We start from the raw sequence: 13,949 nt of genomic DNA, 5'->3' as shown, positions 1-13,949 counted from the left end.
AATGAGTAATAAAACAGATAGCAACGTATATACAGTATTGTTTGCCATAGGAATGGTAGTAGTAGTAGGTGCTTTGTTAGCTTTTACAGCAGCATCACTTAAACCTACAATTACAAAAAATGTTGAGTTGGAAATGCAGCAAAACATCCTATATGCAATGGGTGTAAATGAAAACGACGAGAGTAGTGCAAACTTTGTATCTACTGATGTAGCACCAGAATTATTTAACAAATACATCACAAAACAATATGTTATTTTAAATGGTGATGTAACCGAAAATGATGAAGCTTACTTAATTGATATCAAAAAAGAAAAAGCTAAAGGAGATGCTTCTAAAAGAAGATTACCATTATTTGTAGGAGAAAAAGACGGTAAAACGTACTACATCGCTCCAATAAGAGGTAAAGGACTTTGGGATGCTGTTTGGGCATATATAGCTATGGATGAAAACATGGTGATACAAGGTGCTTATTTTGACCATAAAGGAGAAACTCCAGGTTTAGGTGCAAACATTAAAGAACGTTATTTTATGGACGACTTTATTGGTGAGCATTTATTAGATAGCCAAGGAAACTTTAAAGGTGTAGCAGTGTCAAAAAGTAATGCTGACCCAACTAACCAAGATAAGACTGATAATGAAGTAGACGCTATTGCTGGAGCAACAATAACTGGTGATGGTGTAGCAGCAATGATTAAAGGAGACTTGTCGTTGTATGTACCTTATTTTAAAAACTTAAACAAATAATCTTATGGGATTACTTTCAAAAAAAGACGCAAAATTAATAACAGATCCGTTAGCAGATAACAACCCAATTACTATTCAGGTATTAGGTATTTGCTCTGCACTGGCTATTACAGCACAATTAAAGGCATCTATAGTAATGTCATTGTCTGTATTATTTGTAATGGGAGTAGGTAACGTGGTTATTTCATTAATCCGTAATATTATTCCATCAAAGATTAGAATTATTGTTCAGCTTACAGTTGTAGCTGCATTGGTAATTATTGTTGACCAAGTGTTGAAAGCGTATGCGTATTCGTTAAGTAAAGAGCTTTCAGTATTTATTGGATTAATCATTACCAACTGTATCATTATGGGACGTTTTGAGGCTTTCGCTTTAGGTAATGGACCATGGAAATCGTTTTTAGATGGTATTGGTAACGCTTTAGGATATGCAGTAATTCTTGTTATTGTAGGTTTCTTTAGAGAACTGTTAGGTTCTGGTACTTTATTAGGATTTAAAGTATTAGGAGACCCAATTGAAAAAACAGGATTATACGCTATTGGTTATGAAAACAACGGTTTTATGCTATTATCACCAATGGCATTGATAGTTGTAGGTATCATTATTTGGGTACAACGTAGTAGAAACAAAGATTTAATAGAAGACTAAAATTGACTTGTCATTCTGAGCTTGATTCAGAATTTCATCAAAATATAGAATATGGAACATTTAGAATTATTTTTCAAATCAATTTTTATAGATAACATGGTATTTGCCACGTTCTTAGGAATGTGTTCTTACCTAGCAGTATCTAAAAAGGTAAGTACTGCAGTTGGTCTTGGAGCAGCTGTAATATTTGTATTAGCAGTAACTGTGCCTGTAAACTGGTTATTGGACCAATACATTTTACAACCAGGAGCATTAACGTGGTTAGGAGCAGAGTATGCTGATTACGATTTAAGCTTCCTGTCATTTATCATGTTCATCGCTACCATTGCAACAATGGTACAATTAGTAGAAATTGTGGTAGAGAAGTTTTCTCCATCATTATATAACTCTCTTGGTATTTTCTTACCACTTATTGCTGTAAACTGTGCAATTCTTGGAGGATCGTTATTTATGCAGTCAAGAGAAATTGAAAGTATTGGATTAGCGTTTAACTATGGAATTTCTTCAGGAATTGGTTGGTTTTTAGCAATTCTTGCTATTGCAGCTATTCGTGAAAAAATACGATATTCAAATGTTCCTGCTCCTTTAAGAGGATTAGGAATTACATTCATTATTACTGGTTTAATGGCAATTGGATTTATGAGTTTTGGAGGAATGTTAACTGGTGGAGATGATGAAGCAACAAAAGAGCCTGAAACAGCACAAGTTGAACAGGTAGAAGAAAAAGAACAAAAATTAGCTGAAAACACGACTACAATAAACGAGTAATATGATATTAGCAGCAGGTACATTAGGAACAATTTTAGCAACCGTAGCGGCCTTTTTAATAGTAACACTACTATTGGTAGGTTTGTTATTATTCGTAAAACAAAAATTATCACCATCAGGTCCAGTGACCATTAAAATTAATGGTGAAAAAGAAATAGAGGTTGCCTCAGGAGGAAGCTTACTTACAACTTTAGGAAGCCAAAAAATATTTTTACCATCAGCTTGTGGTGGAGGTGGTACATGTATTCAATGTGAGTGTCATGTATTATCAGGTGGAGGTGAAGCACTTCCAACTGAAACGCCTCACTTTACGCGTAAAGAGTTACAGCATGGAGCACGTTTATCTTGTCAGGTAAAAGTGAAACAAGACATGGAAATTACCATTCCAGAAGAAGTATTTGGTATCAAGAAATGGGAAGCAGAAGTTGTACGTAACTATAACGTAGCATCTTTTATTAAAGAGTTTGTAGTTCGTATTCCAGAAGATATGAACTATAAAGCAGGTGGATATATTCAAATTGAAATTCCACCATGTGAAGTAAAATATGCTGATATTGATATTACTGCACATCCTGAAGAGCACGAAACACCAGATAAGTTTCAAGCAGAATGGGATAAGTTTGGTCTTTGGCCATTAGTAATGAAAAATGACGAAACAGTTGAAAGAGCTTATTCTATGGCTTCTTACCCAGCTGAAGGACGAGATATCATGCTTAACGTTCGTATTGCTACTCCACCATGGGATCGTAATAAAAACGGTTGGATGGATGTAAACCCTGGAGTTGCTTCGTCTTATATTTTTAACCAAAAACCAGGAGATAAAGTAACTATTTCAGGACCTTATGGAGAGTTCTTCATCAATGAGTCAGAATCTGAAATGTTATATGTTGGTGGTGGAGCAGGTATGGCACCAATGCGTTCACACTTGTACCACTTATTTAAAACCTTAAAGACTGGACGTAAAGTTACGTATTGGTATGGTGGACGTTCTAAACGTGAGTTGTTCTACTTAGAGCACTTTAGAGCTTTAGAAAGAGATTTTCCTAACTTTAAGTTTTACTTAGCATTATCTGAACCATTAGAAGAAGATAACTGGAAAGTAAAAGAAAATATTGATGCACCAGGAGACGGATTTGTAGGATTTATTCACAACTGTGTTATAGATAACTACTTAAGTCATCACGATGCACCAGAAGATATAGAGTTATATTTCTGTGGACCTCCATTAATGAACAAAGCAGTTCAAAAAATGGGAGAGGATTTTGGTATCCCAGATGAGCACATTAGATTTGATGACTTTGGAGGTTAATAAACCTTCTGAATTAAATAAAAAAACCAGCATCAATTGCTGGTTTTTTTATTTGTATTCCATTATTAAAAATACAGCTGTACTGTCACCAATATTTAAAACTTCGTGAGTAGTTATGCTGTCTTTTTTAAAGCTATATCCTGAAGGTACATTCACTTCGCGAGTACCTTTGTAATCGGTAATTCTAAATTTACTGCCTTTTAAGGTATAACCAAAATGCGGATTATGATAATGTTTTTCATGTCCAACTCCTGGAGCAAAAGTAAATTTTAATACTCTTAGCTTTGGGTTGTTTTCAATAACTTCACAAACAGCTTTTCCTTTCCAACCAGCTTAAAGGATCAGGTAAGTTTTGTTGTTTTTCTTTACAAGAAAGAATCAATACTTGAGATAGTAATATAATTTGAGTTAATCGTTTCATCCGTTAAAAAAGATACACAATTTAAAGTTTTACATACCAAAATAAAGATAAACAGCGTTATTTCAATATGAAAAAAATACTACTTGTCATTTTAGCTTTAGTGGTTGTTGGAGCTTTTGCGTATCAGTTTAAGCCAGTGAAAAAATCAGTAGAGATTATTTCATCAGCTATAAAAACTCCAGATTTAGTCAATAAGGATAGTTTAACAATTCAATCTAGAGTAAATATACCTAAAGATTTTAAGCGTGTTGAGTATGCCAAAGGGAGTTTTCAAGAATATTTAAGAAATTATGAATTGAAACCTTTTGGTAGTAAGATTATTAATTATGACGACTCTCAATATTTTTGGCAAAGTGGACATGTTGGAGTGCTAGAAATACCTGTTCCAAAAAACGGATTGCAACAATGTGCTGATGCTTTAATTAGAGTAAGAAGTGAGTATCTTTGGGACAATAACCGAAAAGATGAAATTGGGTTTAATTTTACTTCTGGACATTATTGCTCATGGTCAAAATACGCTGAAGGCTATAGACCAAAAATAGATGGTAACAAAGTAAGTTTTCATAAAACAGCAGCTAAAGACCATTCTAAAACAAATTTTTATAAGTACTTAAATCTTATTTATACCTATTCAGGAACTTTATCGCTTTACAATGAACTTCCAAAGATTAATGACGTAAGTAAGCTTCAAATTGGAGATATGCTCATTAAAGGTGGTACGCCAGGACATATAGCTATTATATGTGATGAAATAGTAAACGAAACAGGAGACAAGTTGTTTTTGCTTTTTCAAGGAAATACACCAGCACAAAGCGTTCATTTGGTAAAAAACTTAGAAGATAGTACTATTTCACCTTGGTATAAACTGGAAAAAGACGCAGTGATTCCTGTCTCTAACTATACATTTTACGATTCAAAATTTGTGAGGTTTAAATAGCAAGTTCGTATCTTTGTGTTATGAGTAAACCACTTACCAAACAAGAACTTCATAATTTGGCTATGAACCATGTTGGGAAAGATTTAGAGCAACGTGGCTTTGAGTTTGTTGCTATAAATAGCAAATTAAAAAAACATCCACAGTTTGTGTGTATTGATAAAAACAGTCAATACTATTTTGTGATTGTAAGAGCTGTAATGTTGCCAGAAAACCCAAATAACTATGACATTGTTTGGATGGAAACTTTTAAAAAACACGCAGCAGATAAGGACGCCAAAGTACTTTATGCTGGTGTTGGTTTAGGAAATCCAAATGGTGAAGATTTACCAATATATTTTAACGAAGAATATCTTATAGAGTATAATGGTATTCAGGTGATTGAAACACATCTTAACTAATGAAACAAGTTTTAGTTTTTTTACTGATTGCATCAGTTTTTTTTACATGTAAAAAAGGACCTTCAAACACTAAATTATCAGGTGATGTATTTGGTACTAGTTACTCAGTTATTTATGATAAAGACGTTGACTATACCAAGTCATTTGATAGTCTTTTTGCGGTAATTAATACCTCATTATCTACCTATATTCCAGATTCTGATATTTCTAAAATAAACCGAAACGAGAGCAATTCTATTGACGACCATTTTATAACTGTTTTTGATGCATCTAAAGTTATTTATAATAATACTCAAGGCGCTTTTGATCCAACTATAGGAGTTGTTGTAAACGCATGGGATTTTGGTCCGCAAGGGAAAATAGTTGCGCTAGATAGCTTAAAAATTGATAGCCTTATGCAATATGTTGGTTTTGATAAAGTGAATAGAGTTGATAATAAGATTTTGAAGTTGAAAGGTGCATTTATAGATTTCAATGCTATAGCAAAAGGATATGGAGTAGATGTTATTGCTAATTTTTTAGAACAGAAAAAAGTTGATAATTATCTAGTTGAAATAGGAGGTGAGATAAGAAGTAAAGGTATAAATGCTGAAAAGGATAGTAATTGGAAAGTTGGCTTAGATCAACCTAGGTTTGATGGTGAACAGTCTATATTAAAAGCGATAAGTATTAAAGATGAAGCTATGGCAACTTCTGGTACCTATAGAAAATTTAAAGTTGATGAAAATGGTAATAGATATGCTCATATTATTGATACAAAAACAGGTTATCCATCTAAAACTAATGTGTTAAGTGTGTCAGTTATTGCAAAAGATTGTATGACAGCTGATGCTTATGCAACAGCTTTTCAAGCTATGGGAATTGAGGGTGTAAAAGACTTTCTTCAATCACATCCTGAATTAAAAGCATTTTTAATTTTTGAAAATGATAAAAATGAGTTTGAAACTTTAAATCTAAATGGTTTTCCTGAGGAGTAAATAGTTTGCTTTTTGTTATTTCAACTGAAAGGAGAAATCACATCATACTATTTAATTTATAGCGCCTGAATACAAATCAACAACCAACCCACAACAAAAAGTAAACCGCCAATAGGCGTAATTGGTCCTAAAAAACGTAATTTCTTTCCTTTGGCATCACTTAAAATTAAGCCATAGATACTAAAAGAAAAAAGGACAATACCTAAAGTAAAACACCAATACATTGCTGATGTAGAGAATTCTTGATTAAAACCAAGTATTAACAAAACGATAGCGTGATACATTTGATATTTTACACCAGTTTCAAAACTTTTTAGCTGGTCTTCCGATAGTGTTTTCTTTAAAGCATGTGCACCAAACGCACCAAAAATTATGGCTAACATTCCAAATAAAGCGCCTGTAATTATAAATGCTTGTTGTGTCATATTAAGAGTTATTTATAAACAACCGGAATAATTTCACCTTTTGCTAAACAATATTTATGTATGTCAGCATCAGATAACGATGCGGTATAATCTACTTCTTCAACCTTAAATCCAATACGTCTTAATTTGTCAAAATAATCACGACCATAAATACGTACATGATCATATTGACCAAAAATTTTAGCACGTTCTTTTTTATCAGTTATGCTATCGTCTTCAAACGTAGTTTCACGATTTAAATCCTGCGGAATTTGAAAAACACCAAAACCACCAGGTTTCATAACGCGATACAATTCCTGCATGGCTTTAGTATCATCAGGAATATGCTCTAAAACATGATTGCAAAAAATAACATCATAGCTATTATCTGCAAATGGAAGGTTACAAATATCAGCTTTTACATCAGCAATAGGTGATAGTAAATCTGTGGTTGTATAATCTATATTTTTTAGTGCTTTAAAACGTTTTAAAAAACACTGTTCTGGTGCAAAATGAAGTACTTTGTTTTTTGCTGAAAAGAAATCAGTTTCATTTTTTAAATACAACCACAACAACCTGTGACGCTCTAAACTTAAGGTTGAAGGCGACAAAACATTGTTGCGTTGTGTGCCATACCCATAAGGTAAAAAGGTTTTAAAGCTTTTACCATCAATAGGATCAGTGTGGTTTTCTCCTTTTAAAAATGTCGCTATAACAGGACGTACTAAATAACTAAACCTGATTAATAACGGTCTAGGTATGAGGTTTAGTAGTATTTTAAAAAGCTTTTTCAAACAGTTTATACTAATATGGTTTTGTTAGAAAGGATGTTTTCATAAATGCCATCCCAAAGCGCAATACGTTGCTTTAATGCATCTTTAGCCACTTGTAATACATCTTGCCATTTTTGGTCGTCATTACCACAAAGTTCTTCAATCATTTTTAAGGATAAAGGTCCATGCTCGTCTCCATCAAGCTCTATATGTCTGTTAAGATAATAGGTTAACTTGCTGTAATAATTATCACTGGTTTGTGACTGATTGATAATTTGAAAAAACATATCAGGAATCACATCTTCACGACCAAATGTAAATGCCGATGCTATTTTGTGAGCTTCATTTGTGCTGATAATTTCAAACGTATAGTTGATGAAATTTTCGGTAGCAGTATCTAAATTACAGTTTTTAATAGCATTTTCAAGCGAATCACCATTATTTAAAAACTGTACTAATTGATGCATTTGAGATGTGCTAGCACCTATTTGATTCATGGCGTCTAGATACATTTCGTAATGACTTTTAGGAGCTCCTAGTTCGTTAACATCACTTTCTTCACCTAAAACAATTTCATTGATAAAACGTGCAGTTGCAGGATTTTTTGCTGGTAACCAAGGTAACGATGTTGTTGTTAATTGGTTTTGTAGCGCTTTTAAAAGTGACATAAAATCCCAAACAGCAAATACGTGCTGTTCCATGAAAATTTTAATATCATCAGGTGTTGAAAGTGCTTTGTATAGGTCGTGATTATTTAAGGAGTCTCTTAATGATTTAAGTTCCTTTTCAATAAACTCAATGGTATTCATAATGAGAAATTAAAGAATTAAAGCTTGTTGTCTAAACTCATTTTCTTCGTCAGACGTAATGCCTAAAGCTTCATAAACATAAGCAAAGGTTGATAGTATTTCTGGTTTGCCATCAACTAGAGCTACGTCGTGTTCAAAATGGACACTAGGCTTTCCGTCAAGCGTTACAATTGTCCAACCATCTTTAAGTTGTTTTACACGATGTGTGCCACCATTAATCATAGGTTCAATGGCTACAACCATACCTTCTATAAACTTTTTTCCTCTACCACGTCTACCGTAATTTGGCATTTCAGGGTCTTCGTGCATTTTACGTCCAAGTCCATGTCCTACTAATTCACGCACTACACCATAACCTTGAGTTTCGCAATGGTTTTGAATGGCATAACCTACATCGCCTACACGGTTTCCAGATTTAAATTCTCTAATACCAACGTAAAGCGATTCTTTAGTAACTTCTATAAGTTTTTTAGTTTCAGGGTCAACTTCGCCAACTTCAAAAGTGTAAGCATGGTCACCATAAAACTCGTTCATTAATGCACCACAGTCTATAGAAACTATATCGCCATCTTCTAGTGGTCTGTCTGTAGGTAAACCATGAACAACAGCTTCGTTTACACTACAAAGTAATGTAGAAGGGCAGTCATAAAGACCTTTAAAGCCAGGTAATGCACCTTGAGCTCTTATAAAATCTTCTGCAAGTTTATCTAATTGATTTGTGGTAACGCCAACTTTTACTTCTTTAGCAAGCATACCAAGTGTTTTTGATACCACCAAAGCACTTTGGCGCATTAACTCAATTTCATCTTTGGTCTTAACTATAATCATCTTTTAAAAAAATATGTGCAAAGATACTTAAAATTAAAATGTAAAACTTTTAACCTAAACATGATATATGACAGTTTTTAAGATTGAATTCTACATTACCTTTGTAATCTCATTAAATCTGAAAAATATGTTTAAGACTGTTAGCGCTGAAGAAGCACTTAAAATCGTAAAATCAAACGATAAAATTTATATTCAAGCAGCAGCAGCTGTGCCAACCGTTTTAATTAAGGCACTTGCTAATAGACATGAAGAATTACGAAATGTAACCATATGTCAATTGCATACTGAAGGAGATGCACCTTATGCAAATCCAGAATATGCTGAAAGTTTTCATGTGAATTCTTTCTTTATAGGAAAGAATGTGCGACATACTTTAAAAGCTGGTAATGGTTCGTATACACCAGTGTTTTTAAGCGAAGTTCCACGTTTATTTAAGCAAAATATAATTGATCTTGACGTTGTTTTAATACACGTTTCAGTTCCTGATCGACATGGTTATTGCTCATTAGGTGTCTCTGTTGAAGCTACGTTAGCAGCCATCGACAATGCCGCAACGGTTATAGCTCAGGTTAATCCGCAAATGCCTAGAACTCATGGTGCAGGAATTATTCATCATACTGAAATAGATTATTTTGTAGCGTGTGATGAAGCGCTCCCAACTCACGACATGGCAGAGCCGAGTGCTATTGAAAATAAAATAGGAGATTATGTAGCCAATTTAATTGAAGATCGAAGTACACTTCAAATGGGAATCGGTTCTATACCTAATGCTGTATTATCGCGATTAACTAATCACAAAGATTTAGGATTACATACCGAAATGTTTTCAGATGGTGTGATTGATTTAATTTTGAATGACGTCATAAATGGTAATTACAAAAAAATTAATAGAGGTAGAGCATTAACGACCTTTTTAATGGGATCGAAGCGTTTGTATGATTATGTTGATGATAACCCTTTTGTAGAAATGCGAGCATCTAATTATACTAATAATACAGCATACATTAAGCAAAATCCAAAAATGGTAGCTATCAATTCTGCTATTGAAGTTGACCTTACAGGACAAGTTTGTGCTGATTCAATTGGAGCTAGTATGTACTCTGGAGTTGGTGGTCAAATGGATTTTATTAGAGGCGCATCTTTAAGTGATGGAGGAAAAGCAATTATTGCTTTACCATCAATTACAAAATATGGCATTAGTAGAATTGTACCAACATTAAAAATGGGAGCAGGAGTAGTAACAACCAGAGCACATACTCACTATGTTGTTACAGAATATGGAGTTGCCAATTTGTATGGGAAAACGATTAAAGAGCGTGTGAAATCTTTAGTGGAAATTGCGCATCCAGATCATAGAGAGTCGTTGGATAAGGCTTATTTTGAAATGATGTAAACTTATTTATTAAATAAACCTAAAAACCCTTTTTTACGCTTAGGAGCTTTGATGTCTGGTGTGTCGTTGGTTATCAATTGGTATACTTCTCCCCAACCTAAAACACCTCCAATGTTTCTGTCGTCAATAAAAATGTCTGCATATATTTTTCGACTCTTTGAATAGTCAAATTTTTCTTCAGGAAAACTCTTGTTTACAGCATAAAACTGTATGCCTTTATCTTCACAAAATTTTACTGCTTCGTCTAATTTTGATCCACTTCTATAGGTCCATAATATTAAGCGATGTCCATCATCTTGAAGTCGTTTTAAGGTTTCAAACGCAAAAATTCTAGGTTTTCCTATTTTGGGATAACCGTCTTCAACGATTGTACCATCAAAATCGACAGCTATAATTAACTTATCCTGAAAATTCATCTTTCATTTTTTAACGTTGCAAAAATACATAAAATAATGGCATTGACTTAATTATACCAATGGATGTTGTGTCATGGCTTTTGGCTGCTCAACACCCATTAATTTTAATATTGTTGGAGCAACATCTCCTAAAATACCATCTTTAATTTTTGTTTTATCGTTGTCAATTAAAATTATAGGAACAGGGTTTGTAGTATGTGACGTGTTTGGTGAACCATCAGGATTTATCATGGTTTCACAATTACCATGGTCTGCAATTAATAATGTAGTATAATTGTTTTTTAATGCAGTTGTAATCACATCTTCCACGCATTTATCTACAGCTTCACAGGCTTGTATTGCAGCTTCCATAACTCCAGTATGTCCTACCATATCACCATTTGCAAAATTGAGACATACAAAATCTACTTCGCCTTTATCAAGTTCTGGTATTAAAGCATCTCTTAGTTCGTAGGCACTCATTTCGGGTTTTAAATCGTAAGTCGCTACTTTAGGAGAGTTGCGAAGTATTCTTGTTTCACCTTCAAAAGGAGTTTCTCTTCCGCCTGAAAAGAAGAATGTTACATGAGGATACTTTTCGGTTTCAGCCATTCTAATTTGAGTTTTATGGTTCTTTTCAAGAATTTCTCCCAAGGTTTCAGTAAGGTTGTCTTTGTCAAAAACAACATTAATTCCTTTAAATGAATCGTCATAATTGGTCATTGTTACATAATGTAAATCCAATTTATGCATGTTTTGTTCATGAAAATCCTTTTGAGATAAGGCTTCAGTAAGTTGACGTCCTCTATCTGTTCTAAAATTGAAGAAGACAACCACATCACCTTCTTTAATTTTTGCTACTGGCTCATTATTAGTATCAAGATTAATAATTGGTTTTATGAATTCGTCAGTAACATTATTGTCATAACTGTTATCGATAGATTTTAAAATATTTGTTGATGTTTCTCCTATGCCATTAACTATAGCATCATAAGCTAGTTTAACGCGTTCCCAGCGTTTGTCTCTATCCATAGCATAGTAACGACCAGTAACTGTTGCAAGTTGCGTGTTTGTGTTTTTTATATGAGACAGTAACGATGTGATAAATCCGTAACCAGATTTTGGATCAACGTCTCTACCATCAGTAAATGCATGGACATAAGATTGCTGAACACCAAATTCTTGGGCTGCATCAATTAACCCAAACAAGTGATTAATGTGTGAGTGAACACCACCATCGCTTACCAAACCTAAAAAATGAATAGGCTTGTTATTACTTTTAGCATAATTAAAGGCATTAACCAAAGCAGCTTCTTTACCTAATGTTTTATCTTTAACAGCAAGGTTTATTTTAACCAAGTCTTGGTAAACAATTCGTCCAGCACCAAGATTCATGTGTCCAACTTCGCTATTTCCCATTTGACCTTCTGGTAAACCTACATGTAAACCGTCAGTTCTAAGGCTAGCATGAGAGTAATTGTGGTATAGTGAATCTATATAAGGCGTTTTTGCATTGTCAATTGCTGAAACTTTAGGGTCAGGAGATGTTCCCCAACCATCAAGAATCATAAGAATAACTTTTTTGTTCATAGTGGAATGGCTTTAAGCTTCAAAGATAAAAGTTTAAAGTAGTAACCTTAAATTTTAAGTACCAAAAAAATGAATTTAAAGATTTATTATATGATTAACGACTTATTGTTAACCATTTTTTTCAATTTAATAAAACCTTAACATATTTGTTTGTAAAGCGTTAAATAAATGTTATTTATAATTTTTATGTGTAACAGAACGAGAAATATATCGTCTCTTTAGTATAATCAAAAAACAATCAATTAATTTAAATCTTTCATCATGAAAAAAACAGTAATTATTTTAGCAATTGCATTAGGCTTTTCGTTTAGCACTTTTGCAACAACTACGACATCTAACAATTTTAAAATTGTAAAAGCAGAAAACTCAGTTAGCCCATTTTGTGCATCAATTGCTAAAGGAGATTTTGAAACCGTAAAAAAACTTATTGAATTAGGTGCTGATGTAAATCAAAAATCTAATGGAATGACACCGCTTATGTATGCGGCAAAATTTAATAGAGTTGAAATTTTAAAGCTTTTAGTTGAAAATGGAGCAGATTTAAATAAGAAATCTGATAAAGGGTATACTGCTGAAAAGTATGCTGAATTATCTAATGCTCAAGACGCAATAAAAGCTATCAATCATTTTGAATCTCAAAAGAAAAGAAAAGCTTAACTTATGTATTAATAAGTTGGTTGGTTAGTTAGTTGTAAAAAGACTCCTTGTTTAGGGAGTCTTTTTATATTTAGTGATAGCTTCTCTAATTTTTTCTATTCTATTGTCTGGGTCCGGATGTGTGCTTTGAAACTCAGGGACTCTGTTAGGTCCTGCAGCAGCTTTTAATATTTCCATTACACCTATCATTTCTTCAGGATTGTATCCAGCTTTAATCATAAATTTTACGCCTAGATCATCACTTTCTAGTTCGTCTCCACGACCGTTGGTTAGTAAAGTTTGTTGACCAATTCCACTTACTAATCCACCCATATCAGCACCAACCGAAGCTCCAGTTGTAACAGTGCTCCAAAATTCTGATTCTGCAATACGCTCTGCTGAATGTCTACCTAAAACATGACCAATTTCATGACCTAATACACCAGCCAACTGGTCTTCATTTTCTAATTTTGAAAATAAAGCATAAGTGATAAAAATTTGACCTCCTGGTAATGCAAATGCATTTATAGTATTTGGGTCTGCCAATAAATGAAATTCATACTGGTAAGGTGTTTGGTTGGCAATACTATTACTTACCAATTTATTTCCAACATTATCAACTAAGGCTTGATAACTTTCATTAGGGTGCAAACCTCCATGTTGCTGTGCCATTTGTGGAGCACTCTGTAAACCAATTGCGATTTCTTGGTCAGAAGTCATATTTATAGTTTGAACCCTTCCTGTAAATGGATTGGTTTCTTTACTACTACATCTTTTAATAAATGCAAAAGCAACTATAGCTATGCCTATTAAAAGTCTTATTTTAAATTTGTTGCTTCTCATGTTAGTTAGGTATTAGTTGTAATAAATTTACAAAAAAAATAGCTTAATAATTCTAGGTGATTTTTAATGTGTTT

Annotated in this window: 16 protein-coding genes; 9 read left to right on the top strand and 7 right to left on the bottom strand. The window is 33.3% G+C overall.

Annotated elements, in window-relative coordinates; genetic code table 11:
* Position 1: 1 nt before the first annotated feature.
* The 7 genes from ACQ0RB_RS01740 to ACQ0RB_RS01710 all read left to right on the top strand — a co-directional run bounded on the left by ACQ0RB_RS01740 (position 2) and on the right by ACQ0RB_RS01710 (position 6,204).
* A complete protein-coding gene (locus tag ACQ0RB_RS01740; protein ID WP_129759268.1) occupies positions 2–745 on the top strand; it encodes a Na(+)-translocating NADH-quinone reductase subunit C in 744 nt (247 codons plus the stop codon).
* A gap of 4 nt (positions 746–749) precedes the next feature.
* Positions 750–1,394 carry an NADH:ubiquinone reductase (Na(+)-transporting) subunit D gene (locus ACQ0RB_RS01735; protein ID WP_129759267.1) on the top strand — a complete coding sequence of 215 codons (645 nt, stop codon included), beginning with the start codon at positions 750–752 and terminating at the stop codon, positions 1,392–1,394.
* Between the two features lie 51 nt (positions 1,395–1,445).
* Positions 1,446–2,162 (top strand): NADH:ubiquinone reductase (Na(+)-transporting) subunit E, encoded by a 717-nt coding sequence (gene nqrE, locus ACQ0RB_RS01730; protein WP_262732113.1) that lies wholly within the window; start codon positions 1,446–1,448, stop codon positions 2,160–2,162.
* 1 nt (position 2,163) lies between these two features.
* Positions 2,164–3,471, top strand: a complete 1,308-nt coding sequence (gene nqrF / locus ACQ0RB_RS01725) for an NADH:ubiquinone reductase (Na(+)-transporting) subunit F (RefSeq protein WP_131505953.1) — start codon at positions 2,164–2,166, stop codon at positions 3,469–3,471.
* Positions 3,472–3,959: 488 nt separating this feature from the next.
* Positions 3,960–4,829: a DUF4846 domain-containing protein gene (locus ACQ0RB_RS01720; RefSeq protein ID WP_430496048.1), complete on the top strand. Its 870-nt coding sequence runs from the start codon at positions 3,960–3,962 to the stop codon at positions 4,827–4,829.
* A gap of 20 nt (positions 4,830–4,849) precedes the next feature.
* Positions 4,850–5,227, top strand: a complete 378-nt coding sequence (locus tag ACQ0RB_RS01715; RefSeq protein ID WP_131505950.1) for a Na(+)-translocating NADH-quinone reductase subunit F — start codon at positions 4,850–4,852, stop codon at positions 5,225–5,227.
* Complete coding sequence (locus ACQ0RB_RS01710) at positions 5,227–6,204, top strand: FAD:protein FMN transferase (RefSeq protein ID WP_430496046.1); 978 nt, start codon at positions 5,227–5,229, stop codon at positions 6,202–6,204. The genes ACQ0RB_RS01715 and ACQ0RB_RS01710 overlap by 1 nt, the downstream gene beginning before the upstream one ends.
* A gap of 56 nt (positions 6,205–6,260) precedes the next feature.
* On the opposite strand, the gene ACQ0RB_RS01705 is transcribed toward ACQ0RB_RS01710, so the two are convergent.
* Genes ACQ0RB_RS01705 through map form a run of 4 tightly spaced genes read right to left on the bottom strand, consistent with a single transcriptional unit; the run spans position 6,261 to position 9,018 of the window.
* Positions 6,261–6,629 carry a DUF423 domain-containing protein gene (locus ACQ0RB_RS01705; protein WP_430496044.1) on the bottom strand — a complete coding sequence of 123 codons (369 nt, stop codon included), beginning with the start codon at positions 6,627–6,629 and terminating at the stop codon, positions 6,261–6,263.
* A gap of 8 nt (positions 6,630–6,637) precedes the next feature.
* Complete coding sequence (locus ACQ0RB_RS01700; protein WP_134198652.1) at positions 6,638–7,402, bottom strand: class I SAM-dependent methyltransferase; 765 nt, start codon at positions 7,400–7,402, stop codon at positions 6,638–6,640.
* A 5-nt stretch (positions 7,403–7,407) separates the two neighbouring features.
* The gene (locus tag ACQ0RB_RS01695; RefSeq protein ID WP_430496042.1) at positions 7,408–8,190 is read right to left on the bottom strand and encodes a DUF3050 domain-containing protein; all 783 of its coding nucleotides are present in this window, start codon (positions 8,188–8,190) and stop codon (positions 7,408–7,410) included.
* 9 nt (positions 8,191–8,199) lie between these two features.
* Complete coding sequence (gene map, locus ACQ0RB_RS01690; protein WP_129759257.1) at positions 8,200–9,018, bottom strand: type I methionyl aminopeptidase; 819 nt, start codon at positions 9,016–9,018, stop codon at positions 8,200–8,202.
* Positions 9,019–9,145: 127 nt separating this feature from the next.
* Between map and ACQ0RB_RS01685 the strand changes: the two genes are divergently transcribed.
* On the top strand, positions 9,146–10,411 hold the full coding sequence (locus ACQ0RB_RS01685) for an acetyl-CoA hydrolase/transferase family protein (RefSeq protein ID WP_430496040.1): 1,266 nt from the start codon (positions 9,146–9,148) through the stop codon (positions 10,409–10,411).
* Between the two features lie 2 nt (positions 10,412–10,413).
* On the opposite strand, the gene ACQ0RB_RS01680 is transcribed toward ACQ0RB_RS01685, so the two are convergent.
* Entirely contained in the window at positions 10,414–10,827 is a 414-nt protein-coding gene (locus ACQ0RB_RS01680) for a BT0820 family HAD-type phosphatase (protein ID WP_430496038.1), read from the bottom strand.
* A gap of 51 nt (positions 10,828–10,878) precedes the next feature.
* Entirely contained in the window at positions 10,879–12,396 is a 1,518-nt protein-coding gene (gene gpmI, locus ACQ0RB_RS01675; protein WP_430496036.1) for a 2,3-bisphosphoglycerate-independent phosphoglycerate mutase, read from the bottom strand.
* 261 nt (positions 12,397–12,657) lie between these two features.
* On the opposite strand from gpmI, the gene ACQ0RB_RS01670 reads away from it, so the two are divergent.
* Entirely contained in the window at positions 12,658–13,053 is a 396-nt protein-coding gene (locus ACQ0RB_RS01670; RefSeq protein ID WP_430496034.1) for an ankyrin repeat domain-containing protein, read from the top strand.
* 51 nt (positions 13,054–13,104) lie between these two features.
* Here ACQ0RB_RS01670 and ACQ0RB_RS01665 read toward each other — a convergent pair whose 3' ends face one another.
* Positions 13,105–13,875, bottom strand: coding sequence for a M48 family metalloprotease (locus ACQ0RB_RS01665; protein ID WP_129759252.1), 771 nt, complete (start codon positions 13,873–13,875; stop codon positions 13,105–13,107).
* Between the last annotated feature and the right edge of the window lie 74 nt (positions 13,876–13,949).

It is taken from the genome of Gaetbulibacter sp. PBL-D1 (assembly GCF_050509525.1).
Lineage (GTDB): Bacteria > Bacteroidota > Bacteroidia > Flavobacteriales > Flavobacteriaceae > Gaetbulibacter_B > Gaetbulibacter_B jejuensis.
This window is presented reverse-complemented; position numbering and strand designations above follow the sequence as displayed.

Coding starts and splice junctions, on each gene's coding strand:
- ACQ0RB_RS01740 (WP_129759268.1), top strand. CDS start 2: ATGAGTAATAAAACAGATAGCAACGTATATACAGTATTGTTTGCCATA.
- ACQ0RB_RS01735 (WP_129759267.1), top strand. CDS start 750: ATGGGATTACTTTCAAAAAAAGACGCAAAATTAATAACAGATCCGTTA.
- nqrE (WP_262732113.1), top strand. CDS start 1,446: ATGGAACATTTAGAATTATTTTTCAAATCAATTTTTATAGATAACATG.
- nqrF (WP_131505953.1), top strand. CDS start 2,164: ATGATATTAGCAGCAGGTACATTAGGAACAATTTTAGCAACCGTAGCG.
- ACQ0RB_RS01720 (WP_430496048.1), top strand. CDS start 3,960: ATGAAAAAAATACTACTTGTCATTTTAGCTTTAGTGGTTGTTGGAGCT.
- ACQ0RB_RS01715 (WP_131505950.1), top strand. CDS start 4,850: ATGAGTAAACCACTTACCAAACAAGAACTTCATAATTTGGCTATGAAC.
- ACQ0RB_RS01710 (WP_430496046.1), top strand. CDS start 5,227: ATGAAACAAGTTTTAGTTTTTTTACTGATTGCATCAGTTTTTTTTACA.
- ACQ0RB_RS01705 (WP_430496044.1), bottom strand. CDS start 6,629: ATGACACAACAAGCATTTATAATTACAGGCGCTTTATTTGGAATGTTA.
- ACQ0RB_RS01695 (WP_430496042.1), bottom strand. CDS start 8,190: ATGAATACCATTGAGTTTATTGAAAAGGAACTTAAATCATTAAGAGAC.
- map (WP_129759257.1), bottom strand. CDS start 9,018: ATGATTATAGTTAAGACCAAAGATGAAATTGAGTTAATGCGCCAAAGT.
- ACQ0RB_RS01685 (WP_430496040.1), top strand. CDS start 9,146: ATGTTTAAGACTGTTAGCGCTGAAGAAGCACTTAAAATCGTAAAATCA.
- ACQ0RB_RS01680 (WP_430496038.1), bottom strand. CDS start 10,827: ATGAATTTTCAGGATAAGTTAATTATAGCTGTCGATTTTGATGGTACA.
- gpmI (WP_430496036.1), bottom strand. CDS start 12,396: ATGAACAAAAAAGTTATTCTTATGATTCTTGATGGTTGGGGAACATCT.
- ACQ0RB_RS01670 (WP_430496034.1), top strand. CDS start 12,658: ATGAAAAAAACAGTAATTATTTTAGCAATTGCATTAGGCTTTTCGTTT.
- ACQ0RB_RS01665 (WP_129759252.1), bottom strand. CDS start 13,875: ATGAGAAGCAACAAATTTAAAATAAGACTTTTAATAGGCATAGCTATA.